The 19,150-nt window shown below is 75.1% G+C and carries 18 protein-coding genes and 1 riboswitch; of the genes, 8 read left to right on the forward strand and 10 right to left on the reverse strand.

Translation table 11 applies throughout. The features are described from left to right. Positions 1–25: 25 nt before the first annotated feature. Positions 26–436, reverse strand: coding sequence for a hypothetical protein (locus VNL12_RS12825; protein WP_325595156.1), 411 nt, complete (start codon positions 434–436; stop codon positions 26–28). 103 nt (positions 437–539) lie between these two features. Here VNL12_RS12825 and VNL12_RS12830 point away from each other — a divergent pair, with 103 nt between their 5' ends. The 5 genes from VNL12_RS12830 (at position 540) to VNL12_RS12850 (ending at position 5,899) form a co-directional block, all read left to right on the forward strand. Next, entirely contained in the window at positions 540–1,298 is a 759-nt protein-coding gene (locus tag VNL12_RS12830; protein WP_325595158.1) for a polyprenol monophosphomannose synthase, read from the forward strand. Positions 1,299–1,394: 96 nt separating this feature from the next. Beyond that, positions 1,395–2,960, forward strand: coding sequence for a carboxylesterase/lipase family protein (locus VNL12_RS12835; RefSeq protein ID WP_325595160.1), 1,566 nt, complete (start codon positions 1,395–1,397; stop codon positions 2,958–2,960). Between the two features lie 129 nt (positions 2,961–3,089). Continuing rightward, the gene (locus VNL12_RS12840) at positions 3,090–4,400 is read left to right on the forward strand and encodes a DNA polymerase IV (RefSeq protein WP_325595162.1); all 1,311 of its coding nucleotides are present in this window, start codon (positions 3,090–3,092) and stop codon (positions 4,398–4,400) included. Between the two features lie 9 nt (positions 4,401–4,409). Further along, positions 4,410–5,330 carry a DUF7669 domain-containing protein gene (locus VNL12_RS12845; protein WP_325595164.1) on the forward strand — a complete coding sequence of 307 codons (921 nt, stop codon included), beginning with the start codon at positions 4,410–4,412 and terminating at the stop codon, positions 5,328–5,330. A 185-nt stretch (positions 5,331–5,515) separates the two neighbouring features. Then, positions 5,516–5,899: a DUF3040 domain-containing protein gene (locus VNL12_RS12850; RefSeq protein WP_325595166.1), complete on the forward strand. Its 384-nt coding sequence runs from the start codon at positions 5,516–5,518 to the stop codon at positions 5,897–5,899. Positions 5,900–5,932: 33 nt separating this feature from the next. Here the strand turns inward: VNL12_RS12850 and VNL12_RS12855 are convergent, their stop codons facing one another. From VNL12_RS12855 to VNL12_RS12875, 5 genes are all read right to left on the reverse strand, one after another. Next, positions 5,933–6,493 (reverse strand): RES family NAD+ phosphorylase, encoded by a 561-nt coding sequence (locus VNL12_RS12855; RefSeq protein ID WP_325595168.1) that lies wholly within the window; start codon positions 6,491–6,493, stop codon positions 5,933–5,935. 9 nt (positions 6,494–6,502) lie between these two features. Further along, a complete protein-coding gene (locus VNL12_RS12860; protein WP_325595170.1) occupies positions 6,503–6,679 on the reverse strand; it encodes an antitoxin Xre/MbcA/ParS toxin-binding domain-containing protein in 177 nt (58 codons plus the stop codon). Between the two features lie 302 nt (positions 6,680–6,981). Next, positions 6,982–9,306, reverse strand: a complete 2,325-nt coding sequence (locus VNL12_RS12865; RefSeq protein ID WP_325595172.1) for a DUF3488 and transglutaminase-like domain-containing protein — start codon at positions 9,304–9,306, stop codon at positions 6,982–6,984. Then, the gene (locus VNL12_RS12870; RefSeq protein WP_325595174.1) at positions 9,303–10,508 is read right to left on the reverse strand and encodes a DUF58 domain-containing protein; all 1,206 of its coding nucleotides are present in this window, start codon (positions 10,506–10,508) and stop codon (positions 9,303–9,305) included. The genes VNL12_RS12865 and VNL12_RS12870 overlap by 4 nt, the downstream gene beginning before the upstream one ends. 13 nt (positions 10,509–10,521) lie before the next feature. Beyond that, positions 10,522–11,529 carry an AAA family ATPase gene (locus VNL12_RS12875; RefSeq protein ID WP_325595176.1) on the reverse strand — a complete coding sequence of 336 codons (1,008 nt, stop codon included), beginning with the start codon at positions 11,527–11,529 and terminating at the stop codon, positions 10,522–10,524. Positions 11,530–11,649: 120 nt separating this feature from the next. Between VNL12_RS12875 and VNL12_RS12880 the strand changes: the two genes are divergently transcribed. Beyond that, complete coding sequence (locus VNL12_RS12880; RefSeq protein ID WP_325595178.1) at positions 11,650–12,588, forward strand: ROK family protein; 939 nt, start codon at positions 11,650–11,652, stop codon at positions 12,586–12,588. Positions 12,589–12,803: 215 nt separating this feature from the next. Here VNL12_RS12880 and VNL12_RS12885 read toward each other — a convergent pair whose 3' ends face one another. Further along, positions 12,804–13,061, reverse strand: coding sequence for a hypothetical protein (locus tag VNL12_RS12885; RefSeq protein WP_325595180.1), 258 nt, complete (start codon positions 13,059–13,061; stop codon positions 12,804–12,806). A gap of 158 nt (positions 13,062–13,219) precedes the next feature. Between VNL12_RS12885 and VNL12_RS12890 the strand changes: the two genes are divergently transcribed. After that, positions 13,220–13,480: a hypothetical protein gene (locus VNL12_RS12890; RefSeq protein ID WP_325595182.1), complete on the forward strand. Its 261-nt coding sequence runs from the start codon at positions 13,220–13,222 to the stop codon at positions 13,478–13,480. On the opposite strand, the gene VNL12_RS12895 is transcribed toward VNL12_RS12890, so the two are convergent. The 3 genes from VNL12_RS12895 to VNL12_RS12905 are packed head-to-tail and all read right to left on the reverse strand — an operon-like array spanning position 13,434 to position 17,013. Then, entirely contained in the window at positions 13,434–14,282 is an 849-nt protein-coding gene (locus VNL12_RS12895) for an ECF transporter S component (RefSeq protein ID WP_325595184.1), read from the reverse strand. The genes VNL12_RS12890 and VNL12_RS12895 overlap by 47 nt on opposite strands. Further along, on the reverse strand, positions 14,279–15,916 hold the full coding sequence (locus tag VNL12_RS12900; RefSeq protein WP_325595186.1) for an ABC transporter ATP-binding protein: 1,638 nt from the start codon (positions 15,914–15,916) through the stop codon (positions 14,279–14,281). The genes VNL12_RS12895 and VNL12_RS12900 overlap by 4 nt, the downstream gene beginning before the upstream one ends. Then, entirely contained in the window at positions 15,913–17,013 is a 1,101-nt protein-coding gene (locus VNL12_RS12905) for a hypothetical protein (RefSeq protein ID WP_325595188.1), read from the reverse strand. The genes VNL12_RS12900 and VNL12_RS12905 overlap by 4 nt, the downstream gene beginning before the upstream one ends. Positions 17,014–17,090: 77 nt before the next feature. Then, positions 17,091–17,231: riboswitch (cobalamin riboswitch) on the forward strand. Between the two features lie 68 nt (positions 17,232–17,299). On the opposite strand from VNL12_RS12905, the gene VNL12_RS12910 reads away from it, so the two are divergent. Continuing rightward, positions 17,300–19,063, forward strand: a complete 1,764-nt coding sequence (locus VNL12_RS12910) for a hypothetical protein (protein WP_325595190.1) — start codon at positions 17,300–17,302, stop codon at positions 19,061–19,063. Positions 19,064–19,150: the final 87 nt, after the last annotated feature.

A 19,150-nucleotide genomic window follows, 5' to 3' on the forward strand; every position in this document is an offset into this window, starting at 1 on the left:
GCGGGCGGCGCGGGCACGGTCGGGCTCAGGTCCGGCGTCGGGGCCGGCGCCCCGGCGGTGCCGGTGGGCGGCCGGCGGCCTGGCGGCGCTCCTCGATGGTGCGCCACTCGGTCATGGCCCGCAGGACCAGCACGGCGACGACGGCCACGCCGGTTGCCGCGATCACGGCTCCGACAAGAGCCCCGACCGCCGCGCCGGCGCCGCCACCGGAGGGCTCGGCACCCTCCTCGCCGGAGACCTGCAGATCGACGATGCCGAAGCCGATCAGTCCGCCGCAGATCCCGGCCACGACGATGGCGACCACCGCCAGCAGGCGGGCCCCGGTGGAGGGGGCGGCGGACGGCAGGGGCTCGGGGTCCCGGGCGGGTGACGCCGGCGCGGCGGGTCGATCAAGTCGATTGGGTCGATCGGGGCGGTCGGGGCGATCGGGGCTCATCGTTCGCCGACGGTAGCGGCGCGGAGCCGTTGCACCCCACCCGGGGTGGCGCCGGCGGACGGCATGGGCGGGGGGGCATCACCGTCCTCCTAGAGTTTCGGCCGTGCCGGTCCTGGTGGTCATCCCGACCTACGACGAAGCGGAGAACATCGCCGATGTGATCGGCCGCGTCCGTGCGTCGGTGCCCGAGGCCCACATCCTCGTCGTCGACGACAACAGCCCCGACGGCACCGCGGACCTGGCCGCCGTCGCGGGCGAGGAGCTCGGGCACGTCGACGTGTTGCGCCGTCCTCAGAAGGGCGGCTTGGGACCCGCTTATCGCGCCGGCTTCGCCTGGGGCCTCGAGCGGGACTTCGACGTCTTCGTCGAGATGGATGCCGACCTCTCCCATGACCCCGCCGCCCTGCCCGAGCTGCTGGCCGCGGTCGACGACGGGGCCGACCTGGCCATCGGCAGTCGCTACGCGCCCGGGGGCCGCGTCCCGGGCTGGCCCCGCCACCGCCTCGCCCTGTCGAAGGTCGGGAACGCCTACGCCGCGTTCGCCCTCGGCATCCCGCTGCACGACGCCACCGCCGGCTACCGGGCCTACACGGCTGAGGCCCTGCGAGCGCTCGACCTCGGGTCCATCACCACCTACGGGTACGGCTTCCAGATCGAGATGGCGTACTCGCTGATCCGCCGGGGACGCGTCGTGGTGGAGGTGCCCATCACCTTCCGAGACCGGGTCCGGGGCACCTCCAAGATGTCGCTCCGCATCGTCGGCGAGGCCGTCCGCCTCGTCACCTGGTGGGGCATCCGGGACCGCCTCCTGCGTCGCTCCCGAGGTGCGGCCACCGCCGATGCACCCCCGGCCCGGGGCTAGCCCCGCAGCCACGATCCCGGCCCGGGCGATGGATCGGGCGCCGATGGCGCGCGCCGTACGCTGGCGCCCGACCACACCGCAGGTAGGGGACAGCTGATGTCGACGACCGATCCGGGGCGGGCCGCCGACGTGGACCTCACCGTCACGACCCGGCACGGACCGGTCGGGGGACGCTCCGCCGACGGCACCGCGGTGTTCCGGGGCATCCCCTACGGCGCGCCGACCACCGGGTCCCGACGGCTGGCCCCGCCTCAGCCGCCGGAGCCGTGGTCACGGGTCCTCGACTGCACCTCCTCGGCGGTGGCCGCGCCCCAGAACCCGTCGATCCTGGAGACCGCCCTCGGGGCCGACGGCCTCGTGTTCGACGAGGACTGCCTGCGCCTCAACGTGTTCACTACCACCGTCGACGCCTCGGCCCCGGTGATGGTGTGGTTCCACGGCGGCGGGTTCGAGACCGGCACCGCGTCGATGGGCTGGTACGACGGCACGAACCTGGCCCGCCGGGGCGTGGTGGTCGTCACCGTGGGGTACCGCCTCGGCGCCCTCGGCTTCCTGGTGGTGCCGGGCGCGCCGGGGTCGGGCTGCTTCGGCCTGCTCGACCAGGTCGCGTCGCTCGAGTGGGTGCGCGACAACGTGGCCGCCTTCGGCGGGGATCCGGACCGAGTCACCGTGTTCGGGGAGTCGGCCGGGGCGATGAGCATCGGCACCCTGCTCGCCGCCCCCGGCGCACAGGGCCTCTTCCACCGGGCGATCCTGCAGAGCGGGTCGACCCACAACATCGTCTCCCCGGCCATGGCCGAGCGGGTGGCGGACCGGTTCGGCACGGCCCTGGGGGTCGACCCCACCGATCTCGGTGCGCTGCGGGCGGTGGCGGTCGACGAGGTTCTGGCGGCCCAGGCCACCCTCAGTCGGGCCGAGGACGCCGGCCTCGGGTTGCCGTGGCAGCCGGTGCTCGGCTCCGACGCGGTGCCCCTGCTCCCGATCGAGGCGGTGCGCGAGGGCGGGGCCGACGGCGTGGCCCTCCTGGTGGGCACGACGCTGGAGGAGATGAAGCTCTTCCCGCTCATCACCCCGTCACTGGCCGACGTCGACGACCCGGTCCTGGTCCACCGGGCCCAGCGGTACGAGGCGCAGATGGGACGACCGTCAGGGAGTCTCCTGGCCGCCTACGAGGAGCGCACCGCCGGGCTCTCCCCGCCCGATCGCTGGCTCGCCCTGCTGACCGACCTGGTGTTCCGGATACCGGCCATCCGGCTGGCCGAGGCCACCTCCGCACGTGGCGCCGAGGTGCGGATGTACCTCTTCGCCGAGCGCAGCGACGCCTTCGGCGGAGCCCTCGGCGCCTGCCACGCCATGGACCTGCCCTTCAGCTGGGACAACCTCGGCTCGCCGGGGACCGAGATGCTGGTCGGCGAGATCACCGAGGCCCGCCGCACCCTGGCCCGCCGGATGGGTGACGTGTGGACCGCCTTCGCGGCCGACGCCCCGGACCCGTCGCCGACGGACATGGCGGCGTGGCCGACCTATGAGCCCGGGCGACGGGCCACGATGTGGCTCGCGGCCGACGGTGTCCGGGTGGTCGACGACCCGTTCGGCCCCGAGCGGCGCTGGTGGGACGGACTCGACGCCGGGCTCGGCTTCGACCCCCCGTTCGGCGACTGAGAGAGGCCGGGCGGACGTTCCATGGACGGCGACCGGGCCTGCAGCGCGGTGACCACCACGCCCACGCACCGCCGCGATGTCGCCGTCACCCGCCTTCCGGACCCCGCCCCGTAGCGTGGGAAGGCCGCTGTGACCTCCTCGCCCCGCACCATCCTCCACGTCGACATGGACGCCTTCTTCGTGTCCGTCGAGCTGCTCCGCCGCCCGGAGCTGCGAGGCCGGCCGGTGGTCGTCGGCGGCTCGGGCCGGCGCGGGGTCGTGGCCGCGGCGTCCTACGAGGCCCGGTCCTACGGCGTGTTCTCGGCCATGCCGTCGGCCCGGGCCGTGCGGCTCTGCCCCCAGGCTGTGTTCCTCCCCGGCGACCACGCCCACTACGCGGCGGTCAGCGCCCGGGTGATGGAGATCTTCGGCTCGATCACGCCCCTCGTCGAGCCGCTCTCGCTCGACGAGGCCTTCCTCGACGTGACCGGGGCCCGACGCCTCCACGGCGACGGCCCGACCATCGCCCGCACGCTGCGCGAGCGGGTGACCGAGCAGGAGGGCCTCACCTGCTCGGTGGGGGTGGCGGCGGTGAAGTTCCTGGCCAAGCTGGCGACCAGCGCAGCCAAGCCTCGCCCGGCCCGTCACGGCGCCGTCGCCGGGTCGGGCGTCGCGGTGGTGGTGCCGGGCGACGAGCTGGCGTTCCTCCACCCCCTGGCGGTGAAGGCCCTCTGGGGCGTGGGGCCCGCCACCCTCGCCCGGCTGGAGCGCCTCGGGGTGCACACGGTGGGTGACCTGGCTGAGCTGCCCCGGGCCAGCCTGGAGGCCGCCGTCGGGCGCGCCCATGGCGGCCACCTCCACGACCTCGCCCACGGCGTCGACCCTCGGTGCGTCGAGCCGGATCTGGCCCCGAAGTCGGTGAGCCACGAGGAGACCTACGCCGCGGACCGCTTCGACCCCGACGAGCTGCGGCGCGAGGCGGTGCGCATGGGCGACGCCGTCGCCGCCCGGCTGCGGGCCCACGGGGTCACCGGGCGCACGGTGACCATCAAGGTGCGCTTCGGCGACTTCCGCACGATCACCCGCAGCGTGACGCCGCCCGAGCCGGTGGCGACGGGCCCCTCGGTGGCCCGGGCGGCCAAGGACCTCCTGGCCCTCGTCGACGTGAGCCCCGGGGTGCGGCTGCTGGGCGTCGGGGTCAGCGGGCTGGGACAGCCGGGCGCCGGGGGTCGCCAGCTGAGCCTCCTCGACGCGGCGGACGGTGCGCCCGGCGGGGAGCCGGGACCGGGGTGGAGCGCGGCGACCGAGGCCATCGACCGGGTGCGGGAGCGCTACGGGGCCGACGCCGTCGTTCCCGCCACCCTCGCCGGGGCGGGCGGCATCAGGGTGCGGCGTCGAGGCGACCAGCAGTGGGGGCCCGACGCGGTGGCGCCCGACGCCGGCCCCACCGACCCTGGGTAGGGTGAGGAGGTGGAGGGTGAGCGCCAGGAGCGGATCGGCGCCGCCCGCGGCGATGTCATCCGCGCCGCCGAGCGGCTCGTAGCCCGGGGGCTCACCACCTTCACCCGTTCCGACCTGGTGCGCGAGGCGCGCCGCGGCGGCTCCACCGTCGCCGCCCACACCCTGCGCAGCACCGTGGGCCTCCACCTGCGGGCCGAGGAGGGCAGCGCGGACCTCGGCTCCCGCCGACCCCTCGCCCGCGTCGGACCGGGTCGCTTCCGCCTCGCTCACCGTGGCGGTCTCGCCGCCTCGCCGCCCCGCTTGCGGGTGCGCCCGGAGGCGGGCCCGGTCCGGGTGGAGCCGGTGACGCACCCGACGGTGCCGGTGACACCGGCCGGCCCGACGGTGACTCCCGTGGTGACGGCCCCGTCCCCGACCGAGGCACCGTCGCCGCCGGACGCTCCGCTCCCCACCGAGCCCCCTGCGGTGCAACATGAGGCGGCGCCGGTCAAGGGCGGCGGACCCGGTCAGTCAGCGGTCACCGACGGTTGGTGGTCGGCGGCGGGCGTGCAACGGCTCCTGGTTCGCGCCCTGGACCGCGACGGGTGGACAGTGGCCGATCCCACCCTCGCGGACAGCCCGGCGCCGTGGGACCTCGCGGCGACCAACGCCGGCGCGGTGCTCCTCGTTGCCATCGAGGGGGCGCCGAGCGATCCCGCCCGCAGTCAGACAGGCGCGGTCGACGCTGCCGCGCGCCGGTGGTTCGCCGATGCGGTCCTCGGGGCGCTGGCGACCCGATCGGGCCACGATGAGGCGCGGGTGGCCGTTGCGCTGCCCGCCCTCGCCGACTACGGCGCGCTGGCGCTCGACGTGGCCCCGACCCTCGGGGCCGTCGGCATCGAGGTGTGGCTCATCGACGAGGACGCGCGCGTGGCCACCCCGAGACCCTGATGGCCCCGGCTCTCGTCGCTCCTGTTTGCCGGTGATCCGGGCGGACAGCGTCGTCCCGGTCGGGTACGCCGGGAAGCTCGTGAATCCGGTTCGCAGCGCGTTGTCGCGAGCCGGAGGCTGTGCGAGACTCGTCCGCACCCAAAGGGCTCCCGCCCGCCCCCTGCGAGGATGGTGAAGGGATAGACATGCCGCTCTCGGAAGACGAACAGCGGATCCTCCAGCAGATCGAGCAACAGTTCTACGATCAGGATCCTGATCTCGCAGGTGAGATCGGGCGGCACAGCGTGTACGCCCACCACCTCCGGCTCATGAAGTTCGCCACCGTGACCTTCATCCTGGGTGTGGTCGTGCTGGTCGCGGCCTTGGCCTTCGAGCACAGCTTCGTCGTGGCCTTCCTCGGCTTCGTCGTCATGCTGGGGGCCGCCCTCTGGTTCGAGCGGAGCCTGCGCAAGCTCGGCCGGGCCGGCGTGGCCCAGCTCACCGCCTCCATGCGCGAGCGTGGCTTCGGGGACTCACTCCGGGGCGCCACCGACCGGGCCCGCGAGCGCCTCAAGCGCGACGAGGAGTAGCGCTGCGAGCCGTCCTCTGGTCAGGCCGCCCTTTCACCCAAGGAGGTCAGGGTCCATGACCTTGGCCAATCGACTTCCGGCCGCGACCAGGGCGGCATGACCGCTCAGCGACTCGACTTCCGCCATCTGTACCGCGCCCGCTCCGAAGAGAACCCGTAGGGCCCACTGCGGTCGGTGCATCGACCACCACCCCAAGCCCGACCACTTGCCCTCGCCGAACACATCGCGAGCGATCTGCTGGGTGTGGGGACGGTTCCTGAACACCACCTCTGATGGTCGTATGGCTCTGTCGAGCAGTGACTTGGGGTCGTCCAGGTCGAGGATCGGCTCCGACTCCTCGTCCAGCTCGTAGGTGACCAGATCCCGTCGCGAGCCGGCCACGGACGGAAAGTCGAGCATCGATGACCTCCAACGGCTCAGGTGAGCGAACGCCTCACCGATCGCACCCTCGGCCGTGGTGGCCACGTAGAGCGCTCGGTACAGGTCCGGGTTGTCCCAGCGGCCGGAACCCTGATCGTGGTGGACGTAGGTGGGGTGGCCCGGCTGATCAACCCCCGCGGACGGAACGTGGGGGAAGACTCGGTAGAGCAACACGACGAAAGGTCAGGCGTAAGCGCCGGCGGCCTCGGCCCGCAGCGCAAGCGCGACCTCCGAGGACCCTCGCGCTCGAAGGACGTCGATCGGCCGTGCTCCGTCGAGGTGGGCGTTGGCAGTCGTCAACCAGTCCGTCGCCACCTCAGGGGTCCACACCTGCAGGGCGAGCGCCAACACGTGATCCACGTCCAGGAGGACCCGAGCGTGGGCCGGGTCGGGGATCGCCTTTCCCGCGGCCCAGCGGCTGGGCTGAGAGGGCGCTGTCCCCAGGATTCGTGCGGCAGGCCTCGCGCCGCCCAGCACTTCCACGACGAACGCGGCCCGATCCTGCGCACGCCAGGTGGATGCTGCGGTCGCTGTCCCCGGTGTCGGCGGCGCGCTGGAGGACCTCGTCTCGCGGCGGCGCGGCCCGACCGTCTTCGCAGGCTTCGTGGAAGGCATGCCTCAGCGTACCCCGCAACGAAAGTGTTGCGAGGAAGTTTGCCGCATCAGCGCGAGCCGAGCGGCAGCTGCCACCGGGGGTCGATGAGGAGGCGCAACCGCTGACCCCGGCTGAGGCGGCTCCGGGCGTGGTCGGCCACACCGCGGGCCAGCCGGTCAGCTTCGGTGGCGACACCGGCATCGGGCTCGGCGTCGGCCGGGGCCCAGGTGGTACGGGTGACGAGGCCGGCCAGGGTTACCAGTGCCGGGCCCTCGGCGCCGAGGGTGGGGCCCGCACGGCGCGCGAACTCCTGGTCGGTCTCCGCTGGTGAGGGTCGAACGCCGCCGCCGGCGATGGCCTCGACCGCATCGGCCCAGGCGGCGCGGACCCGCCCGGCCACCGACGTGAAGCGGTGCCGGCGCCGGTGCCGCAGGGCGCGCCCGGCGGCCAGGACGACCACGTCGACCACCAGCAGGGCGACCCCGGCCAGGACGATCACGAGGAGGTACCGGACCGGTCCCGTCGCGCCTCCGCCGTCGCCGGTCCCGGGGGTCGTGGTGCCCCCACCGGCCAGCAGGTCGCGCTCACCGTCGGGGATCGAGCCGCTCCCGGCGGGGCCCGTGGTGCTGGGCACCGTCGTCGGAGCCGTGGTGGCAGTGGTCTCGTCCGCCTCGACCTGGGCGGGGGCGACCCCGGTGTAGGCCTCGGTGCCGGGCTGGCCCCGCCCCGGGGTGGGCTCGAAGGGCACCCACCCGGCCTCGGGGATGTACACCTCGGGCCAGGCGTGGGCGTTGCGGCCCCGCACCGTGTAGGTGACGCCGTCCTCGTCGAGCTCGCCGGGCGTGAAGCCGACCGCCACCCGGGCCGGCAGGCCGAGACTGCGGGCCATGGCCGCGAACGTGCCCGCGAACTGCTCGCAGTAGCCCCGGCGGGCCCCGAGGAAGGTCTCGATGGCATTGGATCCGTGGCCGGCGCCCACCCCGTCGAGGTCGTACGTGAAGTTGGTGCGGAACCACTCCTGGAGGGCGAGGGCGCTGTCGTAGGGCGCCCGTCGTCCGCCACCGACGATGGCCCGGGCCTGATCCGCGACCACCGGGGTCACGTCGGCGGGCAGCAGCGTCGCGCCCTGCAGGTCCGACGGCAGGGGCGCGGGCAGCCGGGCGTCGAGGTCATCGGGGGTGAACGCAGGGACCTCGGAGGTCACCGTGTACTGGGCGGCATCGATGGCGTCCTCGGCGGCGGGGACGATGAGGGTGGCCAGGTCTCCGTTCCAGCGCAGGTCGGTCGACGAGCGGTCGAGCTGGACGGGGGTGAGGGCGGCGGGGGCCCAGATCGTGCCGAGGCCGCCGATGGTGTAGGTCTGCTCGAGAGGCGTGGTGGCGGCGTCGGGCGGTGTGCCCGGCAGCCGGCCGTCGGCCCTGGAGAACGACTCGCTCGACGACCACACCTGGCCGTCGAAGGTGTCGAGGGAGGTCAGTCGCCAGTACGCCGGGCGGTCGGCCTGGACGGTGAAGACGGTGGCGTTCGACTGCTGCACCAGGCGCGAGCGGATGTCGACCAGGGGGCTGACGGTGAGGCGGCTGTCGGGCCCGTCGCCCCCGCGCCAGTCGATCAGGGCCTCGCTGGAGGCCCCGGGCATGCGGGGGGCCACGACGCCCGCGGTGACGGCGCCGAGGATCACCACGACCGCCCCGACGCGAGCCAGCGAGGCGCTGCCCACCCGGCCCCGTCCCGCCACCCATGCGTCGTCGAGGGCAGAGCGGCGGACCCGCTGGGCCAGGGCGAAGCCCCCGACGGCGGCGGCCAGGCAGGATGCGAGGACCACGCCGCCGCCGCCCTCGCCGAGGATCGAGGTGAAGACGAACAGGGCCACGGCGGGCAGCACGGCCTCGGCGGTGGTCCGCAGCCGGAACGCGGCCCAGTCGGCGAGGCTCACCGCCACCCAGACGGCGAGGGTGGAGGCGAGCAGGAAGCCCCGGGACCGCGGCGCAGGCGCGACGACCTCTCCGAAGAGCATCGCGGCGCGGTCCAGGTCGTCGACCACACCGGTGAGGGTGGCCCCCGTCGGCACGCCCAGGAACGAGGTGTGGGGGTAGAGCACCACCGAGGCCTGCAGGAACATGGCCCCGAGCAGGACGGTGACGGTGCCGACGAGGCCGAGACCGGCCCGGCGGGTGGCGGCCGTCGCGACGTGGGCGACGAGCACGGCGACCAGCAGGGGCAGCACCGCCTCGGGGTCGCGGAAGAGTCGGGTGAACCCGATGACGGCGGCGAGCGACACGGCCGCGAGCACCACCTCGGTGACCACGCTGGGGGCGGGCCGGTGGGTCGGCGACGACTCGTCGGCGACGGTGCCGACAGACGCCGACGACGGCGCGACGGGGACGGTCATGCCCGGCTCCGGGTGCGGGGTCGGCGGGCCGGAGCCACCGCATCGGACCAGGTGGTGGCGAAGGCGCGGGTCGGCGGGACGTCGATCACCCGGACGCCCTCGACGACCCGGGCCACCGTCGCGCGAGGCGTGCGGGTGTCGACGAAGCGCACCACGGTGAGGCCGGCGCGGCGTCCCGTCCGCGCTGCGCGCCGGCCGGGGAGGACGGCGACCTCGGCATCGAGGAGGTCGCCCACGACGGTGACCACGGTGTCGGTGCCGGCGTCGGTGCGGCCCAACACCCGGCCGACGTTCCCGGTCGGCACCCGGTGGGCGACGGCGAGCACCTCCAGCAGGTTCTCGAAGGCCACCTGGCCGGTGACCCAGCCCGTGTCGCGCCCGTCGCTGCAGAGCAGGCGCACGATGTCCCCCCGCCGCCAGTGGGCCGACGCAATGCTCGCGGCGGCCGAGACCATGCGCTCGAAGCCCTCGGCGCCCGAGCGCTGCTTGTTCACGTCGAGCACGACGGTCAACCGACCCTGCCGGGGCTCGTCGTCCTGGCGGACGACGAGGTCGTCGTCGGTACGGGCGCTCATGGGCCAGTGGACCCGGCGGAGGTCGTCACCGACGACGTAGGGGCGCAGGGCGTGGAACTCGTCGCCCGATCGCCCCATCCCGGGGCGCCCCTCCTGACCGGAGAGGGGCTCGGAACCCGCCGGCTGGTGCAAGGGGGCGATGGGATCCACGTGGGGCAGGACGATCAGCGGCACCCGCTCGGCCACGACGTGCGACCGCCGAGCGAGGCCGAAGGGATCGGTGACCTCGGCGGCCAGGGGCCCGACAGGGATCTCGCCCCGGTGCCGGGTCGGCAGCCGATAGGCGGCCCGGGCCGCCCGCCCGGGCGCGAGGGAGGCCAGGTGGAGGCGGGCCCCGGGGCGGTCGCCGACAGGGTCGACCAGGGTCAGCACGGGTGTCGACCGGCGGCCGGTGGCGACCAGCTCGAGCTCCACACGGGCGGGGGCGCCGACGTGGACGCGCGCCGGGCGCACCGTACGACGCACCGTGATCTGGGGCCGCAGGACAGCCAGGCGCACCACGGCGATCACCACCGCCAGGGCGCCCGCCGTGGCCAGCACGTACAGCTCCACCAGCCCGAGGGTGCGGCCCCCCAGGGCCAGGAGGCCGGAGGCGACGAGCAGGAGCGTCCCGGCGCGGGTGACCATCGGCGAGGCCGACTCAGCGCCGGGCCTGGGCCGAGCTCGGCACCGGCACCCGGTCGAGCAGCTCGGCGACCACCAGTGACCGGGAGGTGCCGGTGAGCGCCGCCTCCGGTGCCAGCTGGAGGCGGTGGGCGAGCGCCGGGACGGCCAGGGCCTTGATGTCGTCGGGGACCACGAACTCGCGGCCGGTGGCCACGGCCCGGGCCTGCGCGGCCCGCTGGAGGCTGAGGGTCGCCCGGGGTGACATGCCCAGCGCGAGGTGGGGGTGCGAGCGGCTCGCGGCGGCCAGGTCGACGAGGTAGTGGCGCAGCCCGGGCGCCACGTGGACGGCGCGGGCCGCCTCGGTCATGGCCACGATGTCGGTGGCGGTGACGACGGACCGCAGCTTGGGGAGCACGTCGATCGCCCCGTCGCTCTCGAGGATGGCGAGCTCGGCTCCCTCGGCCGGGTAGCCCATCGACACCCGGAGCAGGAACCGGTCGAGCTGGCTGTCGGGCAGCGGGTAGGCGCCCTCGTGCTCGGCCGGGTTCTGGGTGGCGAGCACGAGGAACGGAAGCTCGAGGCCGTAGGTGGTGCCGCTCACGGTGACCTGGCCCTCGGCCATGGCCTCGAGCAGCGCCGACTGGGTCTTGGGCGAGGCCCGGTTGATCTCATCGGCGAGCACCACGTTGGCGAACACCGGCCCCGGGCGGAAGTCGAAGCTCGACGAGCGGCGGTCATAGACGCTGACGCCGACCACGTCGGACGGCAGCAGGTCGGGGGTGAACTGGATGCGTCCGAAGCTGCCGTCGATCGAGGCCGCCAGGGCCTTGGCCAGGCTGGTCTTGCCGACCCCGGGGACGTCCTCGACCAGGACGTGCCCCCCGGCGAGCAGCCCCAGGAGGACCAGCTGGACGACCTCGGTCTTGCCCTGGATCACCTGGTTCACGTTGTCGACCACGGCGCGATACCGCGTCGTGACCTGGTCGGGGGTCAACCCGTCACGGGCACGGCGGGGGGGATCGATCGGCGTCGCGTCGGCCACGGGGACTCCTCAGGTCAGAGGTCAGGGTAGAGGGTGCCGAGCTGGGCCCGGCAGCGGCCCGACCACCGACGTCCGCTGCGCTCTCGGCTCGTGGACCCGCATGTTGTCTACCTTTGCGCCATGGCGCCCCCGACGGTCCTGGCCATCGACATCGGCGGCACGAAGCTGGCCGCCGGCCTGGTCGACCGTCAGGGGGCACTCACCCGTCGTCGACGGGCCGCCACCCCGTCGGGCTCGGACCCCGAGGCGCTGTTCGAGACCCTCGTCGCCCTGGTCGCCGACGTGGTCGACGGTCCCCGCGACGGTGTCGGCATCGAGGGCACGACCGACGACGGCACCGGCGACGACGGCACGGGCTCGGCGGCACCGGTCGCGGTCGGGGTGGGCTGCGGGGGGCCCATGGCGGTCGCCGACGGGGTGGCGACGGTGTCACCGCTGAACATCCCCGCCTGGCGGGGCTTCCCGCTCGCCGATCGGCTGGCCGAGCACGTCGGGCTCCCGACCGCGGTCGACAACGACGCCAAGGCCCTGGCCCTCGGTGAGGGCTGGGTCGGCGCCGCGGTCGGCGTGGACGACTACATCGCCATGGTGGTCTCGACCGGCGTCGGAGGCGGGATCGTGCTGGACGGCCGGCTGCTCGACGGGGCCGAGGGCAACGCCGGGCACATCGGGCACCTGATCGTCGAGCCGGGGGGCCGGACGTGCCCCTGCGGCGCGGCCGGGTGCCTCGAGGCCGAGGTGTCGGGGCTCGCCATCGCCGCCGCCACGGGGCGACCGGCGGCCGAGGCGCCCCGCCCGGTCCGGGTGCGCACCGGCACGCTGGTCGGCCGGGCCGTGGCGTCGGTGGCCAACCTGCTCGACCTGCGCCTGGCCTGCGTCGCCGGGTCGGTCGCCCTCGGCTTCGGGGAGGTGTTCCTCGCCGCTGCTCGCGCCGAGGTCGACGCCTGCGCCCGGCTGAGCTTCAGCCGGAGCACCGAGATACGCCTCGGCGGCCTGGGCGACCGGGGCCCGCTCGTGGGCGCCGGCGCCCTCGGCTGGCGCCTCGTCGATGGGCTCTGACCAGGTCTCTGAGCCGGCCCCGCTCCCCGCCATGGGACTGGCGACCAGCCGAACTGGCAGCGGATGTGGGGCCCCCAGCCCCCGGATCGCCTACCAGTTCGGGTGGGTTCGGGGCGACCTGGTGAACTGGTAGCGGATGTGGGGCCCCCAACCCCCGGATCGGTGACCAGTTCGAGTGGGTTCGGGTCTCAGGTGGGGGACCGGTGGTGGAGCTGTCAGTCGCTGGGACGGACGTCCTTGGCGACCGGCTCGTCATCGACGGCGGGGTCGTACTCGCCGTAGGTGCCCCGAAGGTCCTTCTGCGCCGTGTCTGCGGCCTCAGGTTCCGACTCCTCCGCGTCGTCCGCGTCGTCAGCGTCATCGCCGCCGAGGCGCCGGAGCTTCCCCTTGGCCTCGGCCTCGCGGTCAGCCGTGAGCCAGCCGACCTTCTCCTCGAGCTTGCCGATCAGGTCATCGCCGTCTTTGGCACCCATGGGGCTTGCACTCCTGTCGTCACCGGCGTCCGGTCGGTCACCGGGTCGCGGAGGTGAGGTTATGCAGGCGGTGGCCCCCTTCCACTCCGGCCGGTCGACCGCAGGGCGCCAGCCGGCGCGGAGCCGGACCCCGTCGACCGTCGTCCTAGGGTGGCGGCGTGAGCTCGAGCGATCCGGCCCGACGCCAGGCGGCCATCGCCGTCGCCGTCCGCCCCGATCTCTGGCCGTCGGCGGCGCGCGCGGCGCGGCGCCACCTGCCGTCGCGCTGGTGGCGGGGGCCGGGCGCGCTGCGGAGCGCCGAGCCGTGGCTCCGCTTCCGACTGGAGACGGCCTACGGCACCGAACGCGGAACGCCGCCCGCGGGCGACCTCGTCACCTGGCTGCGGTGGTTGCGGACGTGGCCCCGGGTGCGCCGCTGACCGCGTCGGTCGGAGGCGGGGTCGGCTCCAGGACCACCACCGGGTCGAGGCGATGGGAGAAGCGGCGCAGCGAGCGCAGCACGGGCCGCCCGAGCACGGCGACGGCCACCACGTTTGCCGTCGCCCCCGCCGCGTCCCAGGCCAGCGACGTGGCCACGTAGAACGACCAGTAGTGCTCCAGGGTGGCGAACAGGCCGAGGCCGGGGCGCCACTGCAGAGGGCCGTCACCGGGCAGCAGCGGCCAGGACCAGACGTTGATGATCGCCCCGTAGGCGAAGCCGGCGACCCACGCCACTGCGGCGAGGACGGCGATCTCGAGCCGGGCCGGGAGCCGGCGGGTGAGGCGCCCGACGGCGCCGGTGGCGGCCGCCAGCCAGGCCAGGACGAGCATCTGGAACGGCAGCCAGGGCCCGATGCCCCCGGTGATGATGGCGCTCAGGGCCATTCCGAACAGCCCCAGGAGGAACCCGAACCGCGGTCCGAACGCGGCCGCGCCGAGCAGCACGAGGAAGAAGATGCCGCTCCCGCCGCCGGGCAGGTCGAGCAGCCGGAGCAGCCCGGCCATGGCCGAGAGCATCCCGAGCAGGGCGACGTCGGTGCCGGTCATGGTGCCCGAGCGGATCTCGACCATCACCGCCGCCACGGCCAGCCCGCCGACGAGGCCGGCGACGAACGGGGCGTCCGCGGCGTGGGCGGTGGCGATCCCGGCCTCCGCCGGCAGCCAGAACGGGTACAGGAAGGCTCCGGCGCCGACCACGCTGGCGAGGACGTAGGCGATGCGGACGCGGGCGGTGCGGGTCACGGGGCGCTCCCCCCGAGACCGGCGGCGCGCACGAGCAGCCGGGCCTCGACCTCGGCCACGGTGAGCAGCGGCGGCAGGACCCGCAGGACCTGCGGGGCGAACAGCGAGCCCGACAGCACGGCGCGCGCCGGCCCGTCGGCCACGATCTCACCGCCGCCCAGCACGATTACCCGGGTGGCACAGCGAGCGGCCAGCTCGACGTCGTGGGTGGCGATGACCACCGCGCCCCCGGAGGCGGCGTGGGCGGTGACGGCGCCCTCGAGCGCGGCCCGCGACGCGGCGTCGATGCCGCGGGTCGGCTCGTCGAGGACGAGCGCCGGCGCCCCCCCGACGGCCACGGCGGCCACCGCGACCCGCTGGCGCTCGCCGGTGGAGAGGCTGCGAGGGTGGCGCTCGGCCAGGGGGGTCAGGTCGAGGCGCTCGAGCCACTCGTCGACGGCGTCGGCCGCGCTGCCCACCAGTCGGGCGGTCGTGGCCACCTCTCCCCGCACCGTCGGCGAGAACAGCAGGCTGCTCGGGTCCTGGGGCACCAGCGCCACCCGGCACCGACGCTCGACGGTGCCGGCGACGGGTCCCGCCAGGTCGGCCAGGGCGCGCAGCAGGGTGGTCTTGCCCGAACCGTTGCGGCCGAGCAGGGCCACCACCTCACCCTGTCGGAGCTCGAGATCGATGCCGGCGAGCACCGGAGGCCGCCCGTGGTGGCCGACGGCCACCCGCCGCGCGGTGACGAGGACCTCGCCCGGGGTCGGGACGGCATCGGAGACCCCGATCACCGCGGGGTCGAGAGCGAGCGGCGCGGGGTCGAGGCCGAGGTCGGCCGGGATCCGCCGGGCCCAGCGCCGAGCCTCGCGCACCGTGAGTGGCGGTGGGTCCCACCCGAGGAGCCGCCCGAGGTGCGCGACCGGCGGCGCGCTCGGATGGTCGGCCAGCACCGGGCCGGGAGCACCGTCGCCCGCCACCTGTCCGTCCACGATCACGACGGCCCGGTCGGCCATGGGCGCGGCCCGCTCGAGGCGGTGCTCGGCCATGACCACCGTCGTGCCCAGGTCGTCGGCCAGGCGGGCCACGGCCGCGAGGACGTCGTCGGCGCCCTGGGGGTCGAGCATCGAGGTCGGCTCGTCGAGCACCAGCACCGGCGGCGCGGCGGCGAGGGCGCCGGCGACCGCGGCGCGCTGGCGCTCCCCACCCGAGAGCGTGGCGGGGGAGCGGTGGCGCAGGTGGGCGATGCCGACCGCGTCGAGGACCTCCTCGACCCGGCGGCGCATGTCGGCCTCGGCGACTCCCAAGTTCTCGAGCACGAAGGCCACGTCGTGCTCGACCTCGTCCACCACCACCTGGGCCTCGGGGTCCTGGTGCACGAAGCCCACCGACCCCGCCAGGTCACGAGGGCGCAGGGCCGTGACGTCCTGGTCACCGACGAGGATCCGACCGCGGAACCGCCCACCGCTGGCGTGGGGCACGAGGCCGTTCACGGTGCGCAGCAGGGTGCTCTTGCCCGACCCGCTCCCGCCCACCACCAGGACCACCTCGCCGCCGGCCACCGCCAGGTCGATGCCGTCCAGCACCGGCGGACCGTCGGGGTAGGCGAAGCCCACGCCGTCCCATCGCACCGCTCCGGCGTCGGTTCCCGTCACGCCACCACGTCCACCGGCGACGGCGAGGGCACCGAGGGCGCGGGGACGGGTCGCCGGACGAGGGCCGGCACCGCCAGGCCGAGGAGCACCACGGCGGGCACGAGCGGCAGGCGGGGAGCCCGGAAGGGGAGCACGGCGGGGTCCCACGCCAGGCCGTCGACCCCGAGGGCCGCGCAGAGGCCGAGGGCGGCGGGCACGGCGAGGGTCGCGGCCATCACCGTGGCGTCGCGCCGCTGCAGCCGGCGGCGGCGGTAGCGGGTGGGGGCCGAGCGGCCGCTCACGACTATCGCTCCCACCAGGGCCGCGACCCCGCAGCCGGCCAGCACCCCGGCGGTGGCCCCGGCCTGGCCCACGAGGGCGACCACCGACCCCGCCAGGCCCAACAGCGCGGCGGCGCCGAGGGCGGCGGCGGCGCGGTCGCTGCCGGTGGCCCGGGTGCGGCCGTAGCCGCGCGAATCCATCGACTCGGCCAGGTGGACGGCCCGCTCCAGACCGGTCTCGAGCACCGGCAGGGCTAGGCGCAGGGCACGCCCCCGGCGCACCTTCATGCCGCCGGTGCGGGCCCGGTCGGCCTCCCGGGCGGCGGCCGCGGCGTCGAGGGTCGAGGGCACGAAGGCGAGGCCGACGGTGAGCACCAGCCCGGGTTCGTGGAAGGCCCGGGGCGTCGCCGCCAGCAGCTCGTGGTGCGACGCCACCGCGTTGAACGCACCGAAGCCGGCCATGATCCCGATCACGACCAGGCTGTCGACCGCGGTCTGGAGCACGACGGACTGGGCGATCGACCCGCCGACGGAGAACCCGCCGAGGATGGTGGGCAGGGTGGCCTGCGGCAGGGTGAACAGCACCCCCTCGGCGCCGTCGACGGCGGGCGTCGTCAGGCCGATGAGCACGACGCGGAGCACGCCGAAGGCCACGGCGACGGCGATGAGCACCGGGTACGCCCGGGCCAGGGCGCCGGGTCGGCGGTGGGTCTCGACGACGACCCACACCACGGCCAGCACGATCGCCACCAGCAGCGGGTTGCGGGCCAGCTGCAACGAGACGGTGAGGGCGATGGTCCAGACCATCCACGTCACCGAGTGCAGGGGGCTGGTCACGCGTGGCCTCCTGCGGTCTTTGACGGGCGGGGTCCCCGTGCGTACGGTACGCACCCAGCAGAGGTCGCCCGCAACCCGGATGTTGCGGACGGTCGTGTCCCGGGACCACACAACCCGGGGCGACGGGGGAAGCCGGTGAGAGTCCGGCGCTGACCCGCAGCTGTAAGCGGTCCTTCGGGTCCGTGAGCCAGGTGACCCGCCCTGCCGCCGGCCCGTCCGGCCCCTGCCCACGGCCGCCCCGCGGCCCGACCGCTCCCCGAGGACTCTGGGAGCACAGGAGGTTCCCGTGCGTTCACGCACCCTTTTCGTCACCGCCGCGGCCATGGTCGCCACGGTGTCGCTCCCTCTCCTTCCGGCCCCCGCCGGCGCCGCGCCCGACGGGGGATCGACTCGGTCACCCGCGGTTGATGACGCCGTGGTCTGGCTGGAGGGCCAGCAGCAGCCCGACGGCGGCTTCGAGCTGGCCGACTTCCCGGGCTTCGAGACCCCCGACGCCGTCCTCGCCCTCGCCGCCGCCGGCCAGCCCGGCCCCGGCTGGGACACGGTCGCAGCGGAGGAAGCGGTCACCAGCACCGTCACCGACGGGGGCAAGGATCCGCTCGACTCGGTCGACGACTGGGTCGACTCGGTGCAGGGCGACACCTCGGCCAGCGATGGCAGCAAGGCCCAGCAGGCGGCCAAGGTCATCGCCCTGGTGGCCGTGCCCCTCGGCCTCGACCCGGCCGACTTCGACCCCTCCGACGACTCCACCGCCCCGGTCGACCTAGGCGCCGCCCTGACCGCTGCCGCCGGGCCCGACGACGACTATGCGCCCATCGCCGCCTTCGGCGGCCGGGTGGTCGCGGCGTGGGCCCTCGCCGCCCTCGGCGAGCCCGTCCCGACTCCTCTCGTGGCCGCCATCGGCGACGCCCAGCAAGCCAACGGCAGCTTCAACTTCAGCGGCAACCCGGCCGACACCGGCGTCGACACCGACCTCACCGCCTCGGTGGTCATCGCCCTGGCCACCGCCGGCACGACCACCACCGACCCCGTGATGCGTGATGCGGTGGTGGCGCTGGGACGCACCCAGACCTTCACCGGCGACTGGCCCGGCGGCTTCGACCCCGGCAACCCCAACTCCACCGCGCTGGCCATGCTGGCGGCCACCTCCCTCGGATGCGACCCGACCACGACAGCGTGGCGCGAGAAGGCCGAGATCCGCCTGACCGGCCTTCCCTACCGGTCCCCGGTGCGGGCCATCGAGCGCCGCCAGGCCGCCGACGGCCACATCGCCGGTCCGGGCGACGCCTTCGGTGTCAACACCTTCGGCACCACCCAGGCCATCGAGGGCCTCGTCGCCGCAACGGGAGCGTGGCCCTACACCTCCGACGCCGAGTGCCCTGCGCCGACCGTCGCGAACAGTCGTCGCCTGGTCAACGCCCACTACCTCGACCTGGTGTCGCGCCTCAGCGACGAGGGTGGGGCGGCGTTCTGGGTCGGCCAGCTCGAGAGCGGCGAGCTCACCCCCGCCCAGGTCGCCCGGCGCTTCACCATCACCGGAGAATACGGGCGAGTGGTGGTCGACCGGCTCACCCGCACCTACCTCGGCCGGCCGGCCAGCGACGCCGAGCGGACCGACGGGGCCCCGACCGTGCTGAGCGGCAAGCGCTACGATGCCGCCGCCGCGATCCTGGGCGGGGACGAGTACTTCGAGGGCACTGCGCCCCAGTTCCCTGCCGGCCCGCCGACGAACGAGTCGTGGGTCGAGGCGGCCTACCAGAGCGCCCTCGGGTTCCCGCCGGACTCGGAGGGCCGCGAGTGGGCTCTGGACCTGCTCGCCGACGGTGTGCCCCGCACCCGGGTGGCCCGGCTGCTGCTCGGCTCCACCGGCGGCCTGCGCCTCCTCGTCTCGGACACCTACCGCCAGCTCCTGCGGCGGGGGACCGAGAACGACCTTGGCGGGCGCGACTTCTGGGTCAGCGAGATCCGGCGTGGGGTCAGCCCCGAGCGCCTGGTGCTGTTGGTCGCCGGCTCGCCCGAGTACCAGCGCAGCACCCGGCCGCCGGCCTGATGGCCACCCCGGCCCAACGCCTGGCCCGGGCCCTGGTCGGCGGCGCGCTCGTCGCCGCCGGGGCGCTGGCGGCGGCACCCGCCCCGG

The organism is Iamia sp., from assembly GCF_035575815.1.
In the GTDB taxonomy this organism is placed as follows: domain Bacteria; phylum Actinomycetota; class Acidimicrobiia; order Acidimicrobiales; family Iamiaceae; genus Iamia.